The organism is uncultured Granulicatella sp. (assembly GCF_963521425.1).
In the GTDB taxonomy this organism is placed as follows: domain Bacteria; phylum Bacillota; class Bacilli; order Lactobacillales; family Aerococcaceae; genus Granulicatella.
Genome location: NZ_CAUQUN010000008.1, coordinates 36,442 through 55,798, shown reverse-complemented (window position 1 = coordinate 55,798; position 19,357 = coordinate 36,442). Strand labels below are relative to the sequence as shown.

General features: G+C 32.8%; 17 protein-coding genes and 1 other annotated feature. Of the genes, 15 read left to right on the top strand and 2 right to left on the bottom strand.

From position 1 onward, the window contains the following. The first annotated feature begins 23 nt into the window (after positions 1-23). The 11 genes from gyrA to rplI all read left to right on the top strand — a co-directional run bounded on the left by gyrA (position 24) and on the right by rplI (position 13,113). Positions 24-2,576, top strand: a complete 2,553-nt coding sequence (gyrA, locus tag RWO76_RS03475; protein ID WP_314354314.1) for a DNA gyrase subunit A — start codon at positions 24-26, stop codon at positions 2,574-2,576. Between the two features lie 199 nt (positions 2,577-2,775). Next, positions 2,776-3,528: an ABC transporter ATP-binding protein gene (locus RWO76_RS03470; protein WP_314354313.1), complete on the top strand. Its 753-nt coding sequence runs from the start codon at positions 2,776-2,778 to the stop codon at positions 3,526-3,528. Continuing rightward, a complete protein-coding gene (locus RWO76_RS03465) occupies positions 3,509-5,128 on the top strand; it encodes a hypothetical protein (protein WP_314354312.1) in 1,620 nt (539 codons plus the stop codon). Before RWO76_RS03470 ends, RWO76_RS03465 begins: the two co-directional genes overlap by 20 nt. Positions 5,129-5,255: 127 nt before the next feature. Beyond that, positions 5,256-5,481, top strand: a binding site (T-box leader). A 42-nt stretch (positions 5,482-5,523) separates the two neighbouring features. After that, on the top strand, positions 5,524-6,657 hold the full coding sequence (locus RWO76_RS03460) for a 5-methyltetrahydropteroyltriglutamate--homocysteine S-methyltransferase (protein WP_314354311.1): 1,134 nt from the start codon (positions 5,524-5,526) through the stop codon (positions 6,655-6,657). Positions 6,658-6,703: 46 nt separating this feature from the next. After that, positions 6,704-7,834, top strand: coding sequence for a 5-methyltetrahydropteroyltriglutamate--homocysteine S-methyltransferase (locus tag RWO76_RS03455; RefSeq protein WP_314354309.1), 1,131 nt, complete (start codon positions 6,704-6,706; stop codon positions 7,832-7,834). A gap of 176 nt (positions 7,835-8,010) precedes the next feature. Then, a complete protein-coding gene (locus RWO76_RS03450) occupies positions 8,011-9,150 on the top strand; it encodes a 5-methyltetrahydropteroyltriglutamate--homocysteine S-methyltransferase (RefSeq protein WP_314354307.1) in 1,140 nt (379 codons plus the stop codon). A gap of 173 nt (positions 9,151-9,323) precedes the next feature. Beyond that, positions 9,324-9,629, top strand: coding sequence for a 30S ribosomal protein S6 (gene rpsF / locus RWO76_RS03445; RefSeq protein WP_314112710.1), 306 nt, complete (start codon positions 9,324-9,326; stop codon positions 9,627-9,629). 36 nt (positions 9,630-9,665) lie between these two features. Next, positions 9,666-10,169, top strand: a complete 504-nt coding sequence (ssb, locus tag RWO76_RS03440; RefSeq protein ID WP_314354306.1) for a single-stranded DNA-binding protein — start codon at positions 9,666-9,668, stop codon at positions 10,167-10,169. A 19-nt stretch (positions 10,170-10,188) separates the two neighbouring features. Continuing rightward, entirely contained in the window at positions 10,189-10,431 is a 243-nt protein-coding gene (rpsR, locus tag RWO76_RS03435) for a 30S ribosomal protein S18 (RefSeq protein ID WP_006703119.1), read from the top strand. Between the two features lie 183 nt (positions 10,432-10,614). Next, a complete protein-coding gene (locus RWO76_RS03430) occupies positions 10,615-12,648 on the top strand; it encodes a DHH family phosphoesterase (protein ID WP_314354305.1) in 2,034 nt (677 codons plus the stop codon). Positions 12,649-12,660: 12 nt separating this feature from the next. Further along, a complete protein-coding gene (gene rplI / locus RWO76_RS03425) occupies positions 12,661-13,113 on the top strand; it encodes a 50S ribosomal protein L9 (RefSeq protein WP_006703121.1) in 453 nt (150 codons plus the stop codon). Positions 13,114-13,351: 238 nt separating this feature from the next. Here the strand turns inward: rplI and rlmH are convergent, their stop codons facing one another. Then, positions 13,352-13,831, bottom strand: coding sequence for a 23S rRNA (pseudouridine(1915)-N(3))-methyltransferase RlmH (rlmH, locus tag RWO76_RS03420; RefSeq protein WP_314354304.1), 480 nt, complete (start codon positions 13,829-13,831; stop codon positions 13,352-13,354). 135 nt (positions 13,832-13,966) lie between these two features. Here rlmH and RWO76_RS03415 point away from each other — a divergent pair, with 135 nt between their 5' ends. Beyond that, positions 13,967-15,346, top strand: coding sequence for a potassium transporter TrkG (locus RWO76_RS03415; RefSeq protein ID WP_314354303.1), 1,380 nt, complete (start codon positions 13,967-13,969; stop codon positions 15,344-15,346). A 15-nt stretch (positions 15,347-15,361) separates the two neighbouring features. Next, positions 15,362-16,027 (top strand): TrkA family potassium uptake protein, encoded by a 666-nt coding sequence (locus tag RWO76_RS03410; protein WP_314354301.1) that lies wholly within the window; start codon positions 15,362-15,364, stop codon positions 16,025-16,027. Positions 16,028-16,073: 46 nt separating this feature from the next. Here RWO76_RS03410 and RWO76_RS03405 read toward each other — a convergent pair whose 3' ends face one another. Then, positions 16,074-17,177: a sn-glycerol-3-phosphate ABC transporter ATP-binding protein UgpC gene (locus RWO76_RS03405; protein WP_314354300.1), complete on the bottom strand. Its 1,104-nt coding sequence runs from the start codon at positions 17,175-17,177 to the stop codon at positions 16,074-16,076. A 226-nt stretch (positions 17,178-17,403) separates the two neighbouring features. On the opposite strand from RWO76_RS03405, the gene RWO76_RS03400 reads away from it, so the two are divergent. Further along, positions 17,404-17,967 (top strand): dUTP diphosphatase, encoded by a 564-nt coding sequence (locus RWO76_RS03400; protein ID WP_314354328.1) that lies wholly within the window; start codon positions 17,404-17,406, stop codon positions 17,965-17,967. Between the two features lie 12 nt (positions 17,968-17,979). Next, complete coding sequence (radA, locus tag RWO76_RS03395) at positions 17,980-19,356, top strand: DNA repair protein RadA (protein WP_314354299.1); 1,377 nt, start codon at positions 17,980-17,982, stop codon at positions 19,354-19,356. Position 19,357 lies beyond the last annotated feature (1 nt).

Here is a 19,357-nt window from a genome sequence, read left to right as displayed (position 1 = left end):
GATTGAAGAAGAGGAGAGACAAAATGTCTGAGGAAAAAGATTTAGAATTTTTCGAAGAAAAATTCGAACCAACGGATTTAGCAAAAACAATGCGTAAATCATTTTTGGAATATTCCATGAGTGTTATTGTATCTCGTGCGCTTCCTGATGTTCGTGATGGGTTAAAACCTGTTCACCGTCGTATTTTATATGGAATGCATGAATTAGGAGTAACGCCAGATAAACCCCATAAAAAATCCGCTCGTATTGTTGGGGATGTAATGGGTAAATATCATCCACACGGAGACTCTGCCATTTATGATGCAATGGTTCGTATGGCACAAGATTTCTCATATCGTTATCCATTAATTGATGGTCACGGAAACTTTGGTTCTGTTGATGGAGATAGTCCAGCCGCAATGCGTTATACAGAAGCAAGAATGAGTAAAATTGCTTTAGAAATGCTACGTGATATTAATAAAGATACGATTAATTACCGTGATAACTATGATTCAACAGAACGTGAACCAGAAGTTTTACCATCTCGTATTCCAAACCTTTTAGTCAATGGAGCTACAGGGATTGCGGTAGGGATGGCAACGAATATTCCTCCACATCATTTAGGGGAAGTTATTTCTGCCTTACATTTATTAATGAAAAATCCTGATGTTACAATAGCTGAATTGATGGAAGTATTACCAGGACCTGATTTTCCAACAGGTGGAATTGTATTAGGCAAATCTGGAATTCGTCGAGCTTATGAAACAGGTCGTGGATCTATTACGGTTCGTGGTCGTGTACAAATCGAAGAATTAAAAAATGGAAAAGAACGCATTATTATTACGGAATTACCATATATGGTCAATAAAGCTCGTTTAGTTGAACGTATTTCTCAATTGCATCATGAAAAGAAAATTGAAGGAATTACGTACTTAAATGATGAATCTGACCGTAAAGGAATGCGTGTCGTTATTGAAGTGAGAAGAGATGTTTCTGCTTCAGTTGTGTTAAATAATTTATACAAATTAACGCCATTACAATCGAACTTTGGATTTAATATGTTAGCGATTGTGGGACAAGAACCAAAAATTTTAAGCTTAAAAGAAATTTTACGACACTATTTAAATCATCAAGAAGAAGTGATTCGTCGTCGCAGTATTTTTGAAAAGAAAAAAGCAGAAGATCGTGCTCATATTTTAGAAGGATTACAAGTAGCTTTAGATCATATCGATGCCATTGTGGCGATTCTTCGTAGTTCTGCTAGTGGTGATATTGCCAAAGAACGTTTCATGAATGAATATGGATTAAGTGATAAACAAGCTCAAGCTATTTTAGATATGAGAATGGTTCGCTTAACAGGATTAGAACGTGAGAAAATTGATGCAGAATATGCAGATTTACAAGCACTTATCAAGGAATTAAATGAAATTTTAGCAAGCGAAGAAAGACGTTATGAGATTATCGAACAAGAATTATTAGAAATTCAACAAAAATTTGATAATCCTCGTCGTACTGAATTATTAGTTGGAGAAGCTTTAAGTTTAGAAGATGAAGACTTAATCGAACAAGAAGATGTAGTCATTACTTTAACGAAGAATGGTTATATTAAACGATTAGCAAATTCTGAATTTAAAACACAACGTCGTGGTGGGCGTGGTGTACAAGGAATGAGCGTCCATGATGATGACTTTGTAGAAAATATGATTTCATGTTCAACTCATGATTCATTATTATTCTTCACGAATACAGGTAAAGTATATCAAGCAAAAGGATATGAAATTCCAGAATACAGCCGTACTGCAAAAGGATTACCAGTTATTAACTTATTGAATATTGACTCAACTGAGAAAATTCAAGCGATTATTAGTGTACCGGAATCTGAAGAAACAGAAAGATTCTTATTCTTTACAACTTTACGTGGAACTGTAAAACGTGTGAAATTATCAGACTTCAAAAATATTCGTACAAATGGATTACGTGCGATTCAATTACGAGAAGATGATCAATTAATTCGTGTAGTAGTAACAAGTGGTCAAGATGGTATTATTCTTGGAACCTACCACGGAAATGCTGTAACATTCCATGAAGAAAAAGTTCGTGCAATGGGTCGTACAGCTGCAGGGGTTCGAGGCGTATCTTTACGTGATGATGATTACGTGATTGGAATGGATATTTTAACACCTGAACGTGAAGTATTAGTCGTTAGTGAAAAAGGATATGGTAAACGAACAGCTGCCAGCGAATATGCCTTAAAAGGTCGTGGTGGTAAAGGGGTTAAAACTCTTCGTATTACTGAAAAAAATGGTCCTCTTGTATGCTTAAGAACTGTAACGGGTGAGGAAGATTTAATGATTATGACGAATAAAGGAGTAATCATTCGATTCCACGCTTCAGATGTTTCTCAAACAGGTCGTGGTGCTCTTGGAGTTCGTATGATGCGTTTAGATCAAGATGCTATTGTAAGTTCATTAGCTATTGTAGATCGTGAAGAGGAAGCAGAAGAAACTGTCATTTCGTCTGAAGAAACAGTTATTTCTGAAAAAGTAACAGAAAACTTACAAAACTTCGCACAAGAATTAGTAGACGAACAAGAATAAAATAGTAAAAATAGACTTTTCTAAATGAGCAAAGGGGTTAAACATCCTTTTACGCTATGAGGAAAAGTCTTTTTTCTATTTATAATTAAGAGATAAAAAAATTCAAGTAAAACTTTATAAAAATCGGACTTTAGTCACTAGAAAAGCGCTATTTTTAGGTGTATAATCAGCGTAATTACAGGATGGGAGGAAGTTTATCATGATTGAATTTAAACAGGCAACAAAAAAATATGGAGATAAGGTAGCTTTAAACAACTTAAACTTAACGATTGAAAGTGGAGAAATTGTTGGATTAATTGGACATAATGGTGCCGGAAAATCTACAACGATTAAATCATTAGTGAGTATTTTGCCACTTACAAGTGGAACGATTGAAGTAGATGGCGTTCCTCTATCACAAGATCCATTAACAATTAAGCGAAAAATTGGATATGTGGCAGATTCTCCAGATTTGTTTTTACGTTTAACGGCTAATGAATTTTGGGAATTAATAGCAGTTTCTTATCAATTAACAATGAATCAAATCGAAGAAAGATTAACGTATTTATTAGAGTTATTCGACTTTACTCCTTATCGTTATGATGTGATTGAATCATTCTCTCATGGGATGAGACAAAAAGTATTCGTTATTGGGGCTTTATTATCCGACCCAGATATTTGGATTTTAGACGAACCATTAACTGGTTTAGATCCACAAGCTGCTTACGATTTGAAAAAAATGATGCGTGAACATGCCGAAAAAGGAAAAACAGTATTATTCTCTACCCACGTATTAGAAGTAGCAGAACAATTATGTGATCGTATTGCCATTTTGAAAAAAGGTGAATTACTATTTTACGGTACAATTGAAGAGTTAAAAGAACATAATCCTCAAGAGTCTCTTGAAAGTATTTATTTATCTTTAGCGGGACGTAAGGAAGGAGAGAATGTCGATGAATCTACAAGCTGTTAGAAAATTAGTAAAGTTGAATTTATTATATGCAGTTGCTCCTGCTCAATTAGCTGCTTATCGACAAAAACAAGAAAAAAATCCACTGAAAAAAATCGATATTCCTAAAAAAATCCTTCGTTCTCAACTTATGATTGGATTAATTTATATTGCTTTTTTTGGGGTTCTTAATTCATTTGTGAATCCTATTGGAAACAATCCTGTCCTATTTGCGAATATGATTAGTATTTTTAGTGCTTTTACATTTTCTCAAAGTTTTATTGCTTTTTATAATGTATTTTATGAAAGTAAAGATTTAACTTCTTATCGACCTTATGCTTTTAGAGAAGTAGAGATTATACTTGGAAAAGCTATTTCAGTTATGATGGTCGCTTTAATGGGATTAGGCCCGATTATTGCTTATTTTATCGTTTTACCGATTCAATATGGAAAAGATTTTTGGTATACCATTCCTTTAATGATTATTAACTGCTTTATCTTATTAGTCTTTTTAGGAGTATTTATTTTTACACTCGTACATTATTTGACAAGTTTGTCATTTTTTAAGAAGTATAAAAATATTATTTCAAATATATTATTAGGGTTTGTTTCTATTTTTTCAGGCTTACTCTATATTTTAATTTCTAATCATAATACTGTTTCAATACTAACGAAACAAGAGAGGGCTTTTATTCCTCCATTTGAAGCATTTTATGCAATGATTCTTCATCCATTATCGTTTGATGGAATGATTGGCTATATTGGTTGGATTGGAATTACCATTCTCTTATTGGTAAATATTTACTATAAAGTATTGCCAACCTTTTATGAAAAAGCGATGGAAGTTAGTTCGATTCAACAATATTCTAAAAGAGTTCGTAGCTTTACATTGGATAATTTTTCAAAATTAGTGAGAAAATACCATATCCAATTAATGAAAGAAGGGTCAATTATTGTTCAAGGAATCATTGCACCAAGTATTTTACCGTATTTGATGTTATTACCCATGATTTTTGGAATAATGAGAGAAGGAATTACTGTTACAGAATTTTTTACCTTCCGATTTTTAATTTCTTATTTATTAGTTGCATTACTATTTGCAACGACGAATTCAATTGGAAATAACTTAACAAGTATTGGTTTTTCTTTAGAAAGAGATAATTTTGAATATTTAAAAGTATTACCAATTGATATGAAAAAATATGCTCGTGAAAAATTTAAAGTATTATTTTTAACGCAATCTTCTGTACCGATTTTATTATTAAGTATTGTATTATTAGTACTACGCATGCCAGTTTTATTAGTATTAACAATAATAGTTACTTGGTTTTCAATTAGTTTTGGGTTATCAGCTTGGGGCTTTGAAAGAGACTATCGCCTACGTGTTCCTAATTGGAGTAATATTGTCGAATTACAAAGTAGAGGAAATAAATTTTTATTAGGATTCTTAATGTTTATTTTATTTATCCTTTTAATCCTTTGTATAGTGGCCTCTTTCCCAATTATTCACTTCCTTCCAGAAACAATTGGATATATCATAGGCGCTGCAGCTTTTATCATTCTGAATGGACTAGGGATATTTTTCGGTGAATTTTATTTAAGAAAATTGAAAAAAGCTTTATAATTTTTGACTCCATAGTGAAAACTATGGAGTTTTTATAGTTTTTAATATAGTTTCAAACTATAACTTAAGATAATAATTAGATAATTGACTAGAACAGTTTCTCCTGTTATTCTAAGTTCAGTTAAAGAAACGCACTATGAAAAGGTGAGTAGAGAAGGAAACTTGTTTAGAGAGTCTCGGTAGGTGAAAAGAGATCAAGAGAGAATTTTTGAAGATGGCCTTGGAGTGTTAGATATTGAATGATTAAATATCTACGGGTAGCCCGATATAGCAAGAGTATAAAAATACTCAAAGAGGGGATTATTGCGAAATAATTCTAAACCAAGGTGGTAACGCGAAATTTCGTCCTTGCAGTGAAAAACTGTAAGGATTTTTTATTTTAGGAGGAATATATCATGACAAAACAACAAGCACCATTTAGAGTAGATCACGTAGGAAGTTTCTTACGTCCAAAAGAATTAGTAGAAGCAAGAGAAAAATTTGCAAACGGTCAAATTACACGTGAAGAATTAACAGCAGTAGAAGATAAAACGATTCAAGAAATTGTGAAAAAACAAATTGCTGCTGGATTACAAGGGGTAACAGATGGAGAATTCCGTCGTGCTTACTGGCATTTAGACTTCTTTTGGGGCTTTAACGGAGTAGAACATGTAGTGGGGGAACGTGGCTATTTATTTCACGGAATTGAAACAAAAGCTGATACCGCAGTACTTAAAGCACCGATTAATGGGAAAAATCATCCATTTGTTAAACATTTTGAGTTTTTAAGAGATTTAGTAAAAGAAGAAGATGTAATTGTTAAATTTACGATTCCTTCACCTTCACAATTTTATTTTGAATTAATTCGTACACCAGAGCATATTGCTGCTTGGGAAGCTGTTTATTCAACAACAGATGAATTATTTGATGCTATTATTAAAGCTTATTCTGAAGTTATTCAAGATTTATATGATGCAGGACTTAAAACATTACAATTAGATGACTGTACATGGGGAGCTTTAGTAGATGATGGATTTACAAAACGTTTCCGTGAAGATCGTCCATTAGAAGAAGTAAGAAGAGATTTTGCTGCTCGTGCGTTACGATTAAATAATGGTGTCATTGCAAATGCTCCTAAAGATTTAGTCATTAATACTCACGTATGCCGTGGTAATTTCCATTCTACTTGGATTTCTCAAGGAGGATACAATAAAGTAGAAGATGAGTTATTAGGTGGGGAAAATGTAAATGCCTATTACTTAGAATTTGATACAGACCGCGCAGGGGACTTTAAACCATTAGCAAAAGTTGGAACAGAGAAAAAAGTAGTTCTTGGACTATTAACATCAAAATTTGCTGATTTAGAAAATAAAGATGAAATTATTGCTCGTATTAAAGAAGCTAGTCAATATGTACCATTAGAAAATCTATACTTAAGTACACAATGTGGATTTGCTTCAACAGAAGAAGGAAATGTAATTAAAGAAGAAGACCAATGGAAGAAAATTGCATTAATTAGCGAAATCGCTCGTGAGGTATGGGGAGAATAATTATCCCGCAAGAAGAAATTAGAAGATAGATTGGAGAAATAAACTTATGACAACACATGCACCATTTAGAGTAGACCACGTAGGAAGTTATTTACGTCCTAAAGACTTAGTAGAAGCACGCGCAAAATTTGCAAACGGAGAAATCACACGCGAAGAATTAACAGCAGTAGAAGATAAAGAAATCCGCGAACTTGTAAAAAAACAAATCGTTGCTGGATTAAAAGGCGTTACAGACGGAGAATTCCGCCGCGCATACTGGCACCTTGACTTCTTCTGGGGATTCAACGGCATAGAACATAGGGTAGGTGAACACGGTTTAAAATTTAACGGTGTCGAAACAAAAGCTGATACGGCAACATTAACAGCTCCAATTGATGGACATAACCACCCATTCGTAGAACATTTCAAATTCTTACGTGACTTAGTGAAAGACGAAGATGTTATTGTGAAATTCACAATCCCTTCTCCATCACAATTCTATTTCGAATTAATTTTTACACCTGAAAATATTGCAGCTTGGACATCTGTGTATCCAACAGAAAAAGAGCTTTTCGAAGCAATTAAAAACGCATATGTAGATGTAATTACAGACTTATACAACGAAGGTCTTCGTACGCTTCAATTTGATGATTGTACATGGGGCGCTTTAGCAGACGATGGTTTTGTAAAACATTTCAACGCAGACCGTCCATTAGAAGAAGTTCGTCGTGACTTTGCAGGTCGTGCATTACAATTGAACAATTCAGTTCTTAATGTATTACCAAAAGACCTAGTAGTGAACACACATGTTTGCCGCGGTAACTTCCAGTCAACATGGATTGCTCAAGGGGGATACGAAAAAGTAGAAGATGAATTATTAGCAGGCGAACACGTAAATGCGTACTACTTAGAATACGATACAGATCGTGCCGGCGACTTCAAGCCTCTTGCAAAAGTGTCTGACGGTAAGAAAGTGGTTCTTGGTCTTTTAACTTCAAAATTTGCAGACTTAGAAGACAAAGATGAAGTCATTGCTCGAATTAAAGAAGCTAGTCAATATGTACCATTAGAAAATCTATACTTAAGTACACAATGTGGATTTGCTTCAACAGAAGAAGGGAATATCCTTACTGAAGAAGATCAATGGAAGAAAATAGCATTAATTAGTGAAATTGCAGAAGAAGTTTGGGGAAAATAAATATAGTATTATAAAACAAACAAAGGGCTATGGGGAGATTTATGTTAATCCATAGCCTTCCATTTTTTTTAGGTGGAGGCTTTCTTGATGAAAATGGAGTTCAACAAACACCAGGTTCACCTGTGCGTGCAATTGCTTATTTACCAGAACATGAATAAAAGAAAAGAGGAATAAATATGTCAAATCATGAAAATTGTAATTGTTGTCAAAAAGCGCCTTTCCGCTTAGATCACGTAGGAAGTTTCTTACGTCCAGAACGATTAAAAGAAGCTCGTGCAAAATTTAGTGCTGGAGAAATTACTGCTGAAGAACTAGAACGTGTAGAAAACGAAGAAATTATTGCCTTAGTTGAAAAAGAGAAAGAACTTGGACTTCAATCCATTACAGATGGAGAATTTCGTCGTGCTTTCTGGCACTTAGACTTTTTAGAAAACTTAGATGGAGTGGAACTAGTAGAAGTAGAACATTTCTCTGTTCAATTTAAAGATAAAGATGTAAAACCAAAAACTTTACGCATTGTTGGCAAAATTGATTTTTCTGAAAAACATCCATTTGTAAAACATTTCAAATTCTTAAAAGAACATGCAGGTGATACACCAGTTAAATTAACAATTCCTTCACCAAGTATGTTACATTTAATTACACAAGTACGTGAGAAAAATTATGTCCCAATTGATCGTTACAAAGATAATGAAGCATTATTTTATGAGGATGTTGTGGCAGCATATCGTAAAGCTCTACAATGTTTCTATGACTTAGGGTGCCGTAATATTCAATTAGATGATACAAGTTGGGGAGAATTTTGTGCTTTAGATAAGCGTGAGGCCTATGAAGCACGTGGATTTAATTTAGAACAAATTGCTCGTGATTATGTAGACGTATTAAACCGTGTAATTGAATGGAAACCAGAAGATTTAGTAGTAAATATGCATATTTGCCGTGGAAACTTCCGTTCAACATGGTTCTCTAGTGGTGGTTATGAACCAGTTGCTAAGACTTTATTCGGTCATTGCCGTGTAGATGGATTCTTCTTAGAATATGATAGTGACCGTGCCGGAGACTTTACTCCATTACGCTATATTAAAGACCAAAAAGTAGTACTTGGATTAATTACTTCTAAATCTGGTGACTTAGAAGATAAAGATGAAGTGATTGCTCGTATTAATGAAGCAAGTCAATATGTTCCTCTTGAACAATTATGTCTAAGTCCTCAATGTGGATTCTCTTCAACAGAAGAAGGAAATATTTTAACGATTGAAGCACAATGGGATAAATTAAAACTAATTGATCAAATTGTTCGTGAAGTTTGGAAATAAATATTGAACAGTATGTGGATTTTCTGCATACTGTTTTTTATATAAAAATTAATACAAAATCGTTGTCAGAATGCAATTTCTCTGCTATAATAATGGAACGTGAGTATTAGTATTAATACTCTCCTTGCTTATTCAAAAGAATAAGCCAAAAGACCATAAGGAGGTGACAGTCAATGAGTCAAACATCAAAATACGAGATTTTATACATCATCCGTCCAAACATCGATGAAGCTGCTAAAGCTGAATTGGTTGCAAGATTTGATGCTGTATTAACAGACAATGGCGCTGTTGTTGTTGAATCTAAAGACTGGGCGAAACGTCGTTTTGCATACGAAATTAAAGATTTCCACGAAGGTATCTATCATTTAGTGAATATCACTGCTGAAGATGCAAAAGCAATTGACGAATTCGACCGTTTAGCTAAAATCAGCAATGACATCTTACGTCATATGATTGTTAAAGTAGAAGCATTTGCTTAATATTAAGTAAAACAAATCTTGAAAGGAGCAGATACTATGATCAATAATGTTGTGTTAGTAGGTCGTTTAACTCGACCAGTAGACTTAAAATATACTCCAAATGGAGTAGCAGTTGGAACTTTTTCAATTGCATGTGAGCGCCGTTATACAAATCAACAAGGAACTCGAGATACAGACTTTATTAACTGTAGAGTTTGGAGAAAATCAGCTGAAAATTTAGCAAAGTTTACTCGTAAAGGTTCTTTAATTGGTGTTGAAGGACATATTGAAACTAGAAACTATGAAAATCAACAAGGACAAAAGGTTTATGTAACTGAAGTTATCGTTGATAATTTTTCATTCTTAGAGTCAAAAAATGTTACTGAACAACGTCCAGGAAATGATGGATATAATGGTTATTCACAACAAAATCAGTATCAATCACAAGGTGGTTTTAACTCACCAAGTGCTCCTACATCATCATTTGGAAATGTTCCAGCAGATCCGTTCTTAGCTAATGGTGAAGCAATTAATATTTCTGACGATGATTTACCATTCTAATCAAAAGGAGGATACCGTAATGGCTCAACAACGTAGAGGTGGCGGCGCTCGTCGTCGTAAAAAAGTTTGCTACTTCACTGCAAACCACATTACATATATCGATTACAAAGATGTAGAATTATTAAAACGCTACATTTCTGAAAAAGGTAAAATCTTACCACGTCGTGTAACAGGTACTTGTGCTAAATATCAACGTCTTTTAACAGTTGCTATTAAACGTGCTCGTATTATGGGATTATTACCATTCACAACAGTAGACTAATAAAGACAAAGGACTGGATTTCCAGTCCTTTTTTATATCAAAATGTTTCACGTGAAACATTAGAAGTTTCCCTCTGATGTCCGAGTAGTAAATGTTTCACGTGAAACATTTTGAAAAAGTATGAAGGGTATTCCTTAGCTTTAAAATATGTTAAAATGTATATAGAAAGATGGTGATAAACATATGTTGAATCATTTTAAAGAATGGTATGAAAAACTTCCATCTTATCTAAAGATTCCTTCTGTAAAATATTATGGAGGATCCTTTATAATCCTTTTAACTATTCTATGTGTCATGAGTTTTGCGACTCATATATGGCTAGGATTTATATTTCTATTTTGGTTATGTTTATTTGCCATATTAGTGTATTTTTCTGTTCAGCATATCAGTAAACAAATAAATCAATATACAATTGATTTAGCTTACAAAATACGTAAAGGTGAGCAAGATGCCTATTTAAAAATGCCAATAGGTATGATTTTATATGATATGAATGAAAATATTACATGGATAAATCCTTATCTTCAGAAAAAACTCCAGAGAAAGGATGTTATCGGGATTCCATTAAAGGAATTAAATGAACGATTATATTATCAAGTAAAAAGACAAATTCAAAATCAAAAAGAAAATGATATTTTTACTCATATAGATAAAAAATACCAAGTAATCGTACATCCAGATATTCGAATGATATATTTAACGGATATTACAGAATATGCAAGTATTGAGGAAAAATATCATGAAGAACAAATTGTATTTGGACAAATATTTTTAGATAATTTTTCAGAAGTTTCCCAGTCATTAAATGATAGAAGAAAATCAAATTTAAATAATTTCGTAACGAATCAATTATCTAGTTGGGCTATCAATCATAATATCTTTATGAAAAGAGTGGACGAGGATCGATTTATTGCATTTTTAAATCGTAAATCATTAGAAACTTTGGAAAAAGAAAAATTTGATATTATGGATAAGATTCGTGAAACTACAGCAAAACAAAATTTTCCATTAACAGTTAGTATGGGATTCTCCTATGCTGATAAAAATAATAATGATGTAAAATATCCAGAAATTGCTTCGTATGCTCAAGCTAACTTAGATTTAGCTTTAGGACGTGGTGGTGATCAAGTAGTAGTTCGTTCTCAAAATGAGGATGCTCGTTTCTATGGTGGAAAATCAAATCCAATGGAAAAACGTACAAGAGTCAGAGCTAGAATGGTTTCTCAAGCATTAAAAGATTTGATGGAAGAGGCATCTGAAATTATTGTAATGGGACATCAGTTCCCAGATATGGATGCAATTGGAGCTTGTTTAGGAATTCGAAGAATCGCAAATATGAATCATAAAAAAGCTTGGATTGTGACGAATGAAAATCAATATTCACATGATATCCATAAATTGATGGATGTGATTCAAGAAAAAGAAGATTTAAGAGATGATATTATTTCTCCTGAAGAAGCTTTAGAAAAACTAACGTCAACTACATTAGTCATATTGGTGGATGTTAGTCGCCCAGTAATTGCTGCTGCTCCTGAGGTATTAGAGCAAGCAAATAAAATTGTTGTCATTGATCATCATAGAAGAAGCCAAGATTTTCCTAAAAATCCAGTATTAGTTTATATTGAACCATATGCTTCTTCAACTGGTGAATTGATTACAGAATTATTTGAATATCAAAATGATAATGTAGAAAGTATTCAACCAATTGAAGCAACTGCCATGTTAGGTGGTATTATTGTAGATACAAGGAATTTTACTTTAAGAACAGGATCTAGAACCTTTGATGCAGCAAGTTATTTAAAATCAGTTGGTGCCGATACAATATTAATTCAAAGATTATTGAAAGAAAATGTTGAAACTTATTTATTAAGAAGTCATTTATTAAATTCATTAATTTTATTAGAAAATAATATTGGTATTGTACAAGGAGAAGAAGATACTCCTTATCCAACAGTGGTAGCTGCACAAACAGCAGATATGATGCTTTCAATGGAAAATATTGATGCTTCATTTGTTGTTACAAAACGTGAAGATGGACGTATTGGTATTAGTGGTCGAAGTTTAGGAAATAAAAATGTACAACGTGTAATGGAAAAAATGGGTGGTGGTGGACACCTCTCAAATGCAGCTACTCAATTAAGTGATACTACGATTGCAGAGGCTGTTATTCAATTAAAAGAAGTGATTTCTGAATTAGGAAATGATATAGATTTATAGGAGGTAAGAAAAATGAAAGTTATTTTTCTACAAGATGTTAAAGGTAAAGGAAAAAAAGGAGATGTAAAAAACGTAGCAGATGGCTATGCACAAAATTTCCTTATTAAAAATGGTTTAGCAAAAGAAGCTACAACGGCTAGCTTATCAACTTTAGCAGGTCAAAAGAAAGCTGAAGAAAAACATAACGCTGAATTATTAGCAAAAGCAAAAGAATTAAAAGAATTCTTAGAAAAAGAAGAAACAGTTGTAACGATTAAAGCAAAAGCTGGTGAAGATGGTCGTTTATTTGGAGCTATTCCAGCAAAACAAATTGCAGAAGAATTCAATAAAACATTTAATGTATCATTAGATCGTCGAAAATTTGAATTAGCTGCACCAATTCGTGCTCTAGGATTTGCAAGAGTACCAGTAAAATTACATCATGATGTAGAAGCAACATTAACTGTGAATATTGTTGCTCAATAAATTCTTGAATGAGTAAAGGGCTGTGGATAAGTTTTCCACAGCTTTTTTTATTATCATTTGTTAAGAAAATCACAAAGTTTGATAAATAAAAACCACCGATTTTCATCGGTGGAAAAAAGGATTAGAAATATTTATTTTGGGAGGATAAATATTCTTATTTGGGAATGACTAAAGTATAGAGGAAGATTATGAAGAAATTATGAAATAAATTTATAGATTTTATTATATTTATAAAAAATTATTTATGATAGGCATGCCCTGCAGTAATTCGGAAAGAACGATAAATTTGTTCTACTAAAACTAGTCTCATTAATTGATGAGGAAGAGTAATTCTACCAAATGAAATTTTAGCATTCGCACGTTTTTTAACAGTATCACTTAGTCCAAGTGAACCACCAATAATGAAAATAATAGAACTTTTTCCATTTATTCCATAATTTTCAATCTTTTCAGCTAATTGTTCTGAACTAATTAAATCTCCCTCAATTGCCATAGCGATAACGGTATCAGAATCTTTTACTTTAGCAAGAATTTTTTCTCCTTCTTTATCTTTGACCTGTTCCATTTCTTTTTCACTTAGATTTTCTGGAGCTTTTTCATCTGGGACTTCAATTAGTTGTAGTTTACAATAACTCCCTAATCGTTTGGCATATTCATCTATTCCTTGTTTCAGATATTTTTCTTTTAATTTCCCAACACTAATAATAGTAATATTCATATAAATCTCCTTTAAAAAGCTTACGTTAGTATTATACTAAACATTTGGATAAAATTTCATTTATTTTATCGCTTTTTTTTTTGAAAAGCATTATAATTTTCAAGAATAGATTTTTATCATTAATGGAGGAATTAAATGATTCGTTTTTTATTTCAACAATCCATTCCTAAAAGAATAGCAGCTAGTTTTGCTATTGTTATTTTAGTGGGTTCTTTATTATTAAACTTACCTATCTCACAATTAGATACTTCACAGGCAACATATTTTGATCATTTGTTTACGACAGTTTCTATGGTTTGTGTAACTGGATTATTTACTCAACCAGTTGCTACTACTTATAATACATTTGGTCAAATGATTTGTATGCTATTAATGCAAATTGGTGGGCTTGGGTTAATGAGTATGATTGCTTTTTTCTTCTTTGATTCAGGAAAGAAACTATCTTTAACTGATCGTTTAGCGCTACAAGATAGTTTGAACAGAGATGATACAAAGGATTTTAAAGATTACTTACGTACGATTTTTAAATATACTTTTATCATTGAAGGAATAGCAGCTATTTTGTTTTCTTATCGATTTATTCCGATGTTAGGAGTCGGTAAAGGGATATTTACTTCAATATTTTTTGCGATTTCTGCTTTTTGTAATGCTGGATTTGATAATTTAGGAAGTAATAGTTTGGTTGATTATGCAACAGACCCATTATTATCAATTGTTATTTCAGCATTAATTATATTAGGTGGTATTGGTTTTGCAGTTTGGTTTGATGTGAAAAATTCTATTTCATGTTATCGTCGTTCTCAAAATAATAAATATCATAAGACATTTTATAAAAGATTACATTATCATACAAAAGTGGTTATTTTATTAACATTAGGGATTTTAGTGGTAGGAACTGTATTAACTCTTATTACAGAGTGGCATAATCCCGATACAATCGGAAATTTAAATTTTGGGCAGAAATTATTAGTTAGTTTCTTTCAAACTGTAACCATGAGAACAGCAGGATTTGCAAGTATTGATTATACAAAAGCTAATCCATCCACTTTACTACTCTATTGTATTCAAATGTTTATTGGAGGTTCTCCAGGCGGAACTGCTGGTGGTGTTAAAACAACAACTGTATTAGTCGTTTTATTATTTATTCGCTCAGAAATTTATGAGAAGAAGTCCATTAATTTTAGACATCATACGATTTCTTATGAAGTGGCTAGAAAATCATTAATGATTTTTATCATCTTTACAGTATTAACATTAAGTAGTGTATTCTTGTTAAGTATCACAGATCCACAAGCTCCATTATTATATACATTATTTGAAACGATTTCTGCTATGTGTACAGTAGGAGTAACGGCTAATTTAACACCGACTTTATCGATGATTGGACAAATTATCATTATGATTTTAATGTTTATCGGAAGAATTGGACCTTTAACGGTATTATTAAGTTTCTCAAATCGTAAGAAACAAGACTTAAAAATAAAATATGCGAAAGCTCCATTATTAATTGGATAGAAAGTAGGATTAATTATGACAAAAACAGTAGGAATCTTAGGATTAGGCTTATTTGGTACAACGATCGCAAAACAACTAAGTCAATATGACTGTGATATTATTGCAGTAGATAGTCAAGAAGAAAATGTGAATCGCATGGAACCTTATATTACAAAGGGAGTTATTGCGGATATTACAGATTATCATGTGTTAGAAGAGATTGGAATTAGTGATTGTGATGTAGTGGTCATTGCAACAGGAAGTAATTTAGAAGCGAGTATTTTAGCAGTGATGCATTGTCATAAATTAGGAGTTCCAAAAATTGTAGCAAAAGCTAAAAGTAAAACTTCAACAGAAATTTTAATGAAAATGGGAGCCACAAGAATTATTAATCCTGAAAAAGAAACAGGAATTCGAGTTGCTAAAAATATCTTGCATCATAAATTATCAGATGTAATTTCATTAGATGAAAATATCTCCTTAGTAGAATTTTATCCACCATCATCATGGGTTGGAAAATCATTAAAAGATTTACATTTACGTCAACAATATGATTTAAACCTAATTGGCTATCGCCAAGAAGAAAATGCACCGTTAAAAACTCAGTTAAGTGCGGATTTTGAAATTCAAGACAATGTTATGTTAGTGGCGATTATCGATAGTAAACAATTAGAAAATGCCGATTTTTTGAATGAAGATTAATAAAAGAAAGCTCCCTTTTTAGGGAGCTTTCTTTTTTGAGTTTGCATTAACGAATAACTGTTTCAGTTTCTGCATCGAAGAAGTGTGATTTATTTAAGTCAAATGCTAAATCAACCATTTCTCCTGGGTTGTGGAAGTCACGAGCATCCACTTTAGATACGAATTCAGTGTCATCTACTTTAGTATATAACATAGTTTCAGCACCTAATAATTCTGATACAACAACTTCAGCTTTTACAGAAGATGAAGGATATGTTTCAAGAACAATTTGTGAACCTTTAATATCTTCTGGACGGATACCGAAGATTAATTCTTTACCATTGTATCCTTTTTCTTCTAATAATTTTTGCTTAGCTAATGGTAATTGTAAAGATAAACCTTTACCGTTTGAAATTACGCCATCTTGTAATGTTACTTTGAAGAAGTTCATTGCTGGTGATCCAATGAATCCAGCTACGAATACATTGTTTGGAGTGTTGTAAACTTCTTGAGGAGAACCGATTTGTTGAACGATACCGTCTTTCATAATAACGATACGGTCAGCCATTGTCATCGCTTCAGTTTGGTCGTGTGTTACATAAATAGTAGTTGTTTCTAAACGACGGTGTAATTTAGCGATTTCTGCACGCATGGCAACACGTAATTTAGCATCTAAGTTTGATAGAGGTTCGTCCATTAAGAATACTTTAGCATCACGAACGATTGCACGACCTAAAGCCACACGTTGACGTTGTCCACCTGATAAAGCTGCTGGTTTACGATCTAAGTATTGAGCTAATCCTAAGATTTCAGCTGCATTTTTAACACGTTTGTCGATTTCAGCTTTGTCATATTTACGTAATTTTAACCCGAATGCCATATTATCATAAACACTCATATGTGGATATAAGGCATAGTTTTGGAATACCATTGCGATGTCACGATCTTTAGGAGCAACATCATTCATTACAGTGTCCCCAATTTTTAATTCACCTTCAGAGATATCTTCTAAACCAGCAATCATACGTAATGTTGTAGATTTACCACATCCAGAAGGTCCTACGAATACGATAAATTCACGATCTTTGATATGTAAGTTAAAGTCTGTTACTGAATAGAAATCAGCATTGTCGTATTTTTTGTGAATATGATTTAATTCAATTTGTACCATTTTATAATTCCCCTTTGTTTCTTATTGGATAAATTCATTATACATGAAAAAGCTTTCAAAACCTACAGTCCCCTTGCCTAAAAAATCCTCTTCATTTTTGTGCAAGTTGCTGAATAATTTATTATTATGATATAAGGTTTTGTAAAAAATGAAGGGACTTCTAGTGTAATTTTACGCTTTGAATGTTATGATAGAAGAGAATAATATGATTAGAAAAGGTGATGAAATGGAAAAAAAACGTGGATTTGAAATTATTACTAGTTATCAAGATAAAGGGATTAATATCCCAAAACGTTCTACAAAACATTCAGCAGGATATGATTTTGAAGCAGCAGAAACAATTGTATTACCAAGTATTTGGAAGATGATTTTTAAATATTGTGCTGTTCAATTAAAACAATGGGTTTACCGTAGTGATAGAGAGGTAGTAGAAGCAGAATTAGAAAAAGAACAAAAAGTATTAAAACCAATTTTAGTTCCTACAGGAATTAAAGCGTATATGCAAGAAGATGAATACTTACAATTAGCAAATCGCTCTAGTAATCCATTAAAACACTTCTTAGTATTACCAAATGGGGTAGGAGTTGTGGATAGTGATTACTATAATAATGAAGGAAATGAAGGACATATTTATTTCCAATTATTGAATTTTGGATTATTTGATAAGGAAATCCAAAAAGGTGATCGTATTGGTCAAGGAATTTTCCATTCATTCTTGAAAGCAGATGAAGATGATGTAGAAGAAGCGAATGAAAGAACGGGTGGATTTGGTTCATCAGGTGTTCGTTAGAAAGGAGTTTTTATGGCAAAAGCAACCGTTAGCTATCTATGTTCAGAATGTGGGTATGTTTCTCCTAAATATTTAGGGAAATGTCCGAATTGTGGACAATGGAGTACAATGGAAGAATATAAGGAAGTTGCTACAAGTAGTACTAAAAAACAATCTTTAGTGAGTCATTCTGAGGAAGAAAATCGTGCAAAACCACTGCGTATTGATCAAGTTGCCTATGAACGTGTAAAGCGTGTAGAAACTTCAATGCAAGAATTAGATCGTGTATTAGGTGGTGGAGTAGTTCCTGGTTCTCTTGTACTAATTGGAGGAGACCCTGGAATTGGGAAGTCTACTTTATTATTACAAGTATCGAGTCAATTACAAAAAGCAGGAGGCAGTGTTTTATACGTTTCAGGTGAGGAGAGTGCTGCGCAAGTAAAAATGCGTGCAGAGCGTTTAGGGATGCAAGCAGACGGTTTTTATATTTATCCGGAAACAGATTTACAAGCTGTAGTGACACAAGTCGAACAAATTAAACCAGACTATGTCATTATTGATTCAATTCAAACAATGGCTCATCCACAAGCAACAGGAATTGCAGGAAGTGTTTCTCAAGTAAGAGAATCTACTGCAACATTGATGAGATTAGCAAAGTTAAATCAAATTGCAATTTTTATTGTAGGGCATGTGACAAAAGAAGGAGCTTTGGCAGGTCCTAGAATGTTGGAACATATGGTGGATACTGTATTGTATTTTGAAGGAGAAAAACACCATAGTTTTAGAATTTTACGTTCGGTGAAAAACCGTTTTGGCTCAACTAATGAAATTGGCGTATTCGAGATGATGCAAGATGGATTAAAAGAAGTCATCAATCCGTCAGAAGTTTTTTTAGAGGAACGGTTAAAAGGAGCAACCGGTTCAGCAATTGTTGTATCACTAGAAGGTAGTCGTCCAATATTAGCAGAAGTTCAATGTTTATTATCTCCAGCAGTATTTGGAAATGCTAGAAGAACAACAAGTGGACTAGATTATAATCGAGTAGCGCTACTAATGGCAGTATTGGAAAAGAGGGCAGGATTATTGCTACAGAATCAAGATGCTTATTTTAAATCAACTGGTGGCTTGAAACTAAATGAACCCGCAATTGATTTAGCGATTGCAATGAGTATTGTTTCGAGTTATAAAGAACAAGGAACAGCGGTAGATGACTGTTTCGTAGGGGAAATAGGTTTAACTGGAGAAATTCGTCGTGTAAATCGTATTAGTGACCGTGTGAGAGAAGCACAAAAATTAGGATTCAAACGAATTTTTATTCCGAAAAATAATATTGATGGATGGGAATTCCCAAATGGAATTGAAGTTATTGGAGTTTCCTCTGTGAAAGAAGCTATTCAAAAAGCATTTTAAA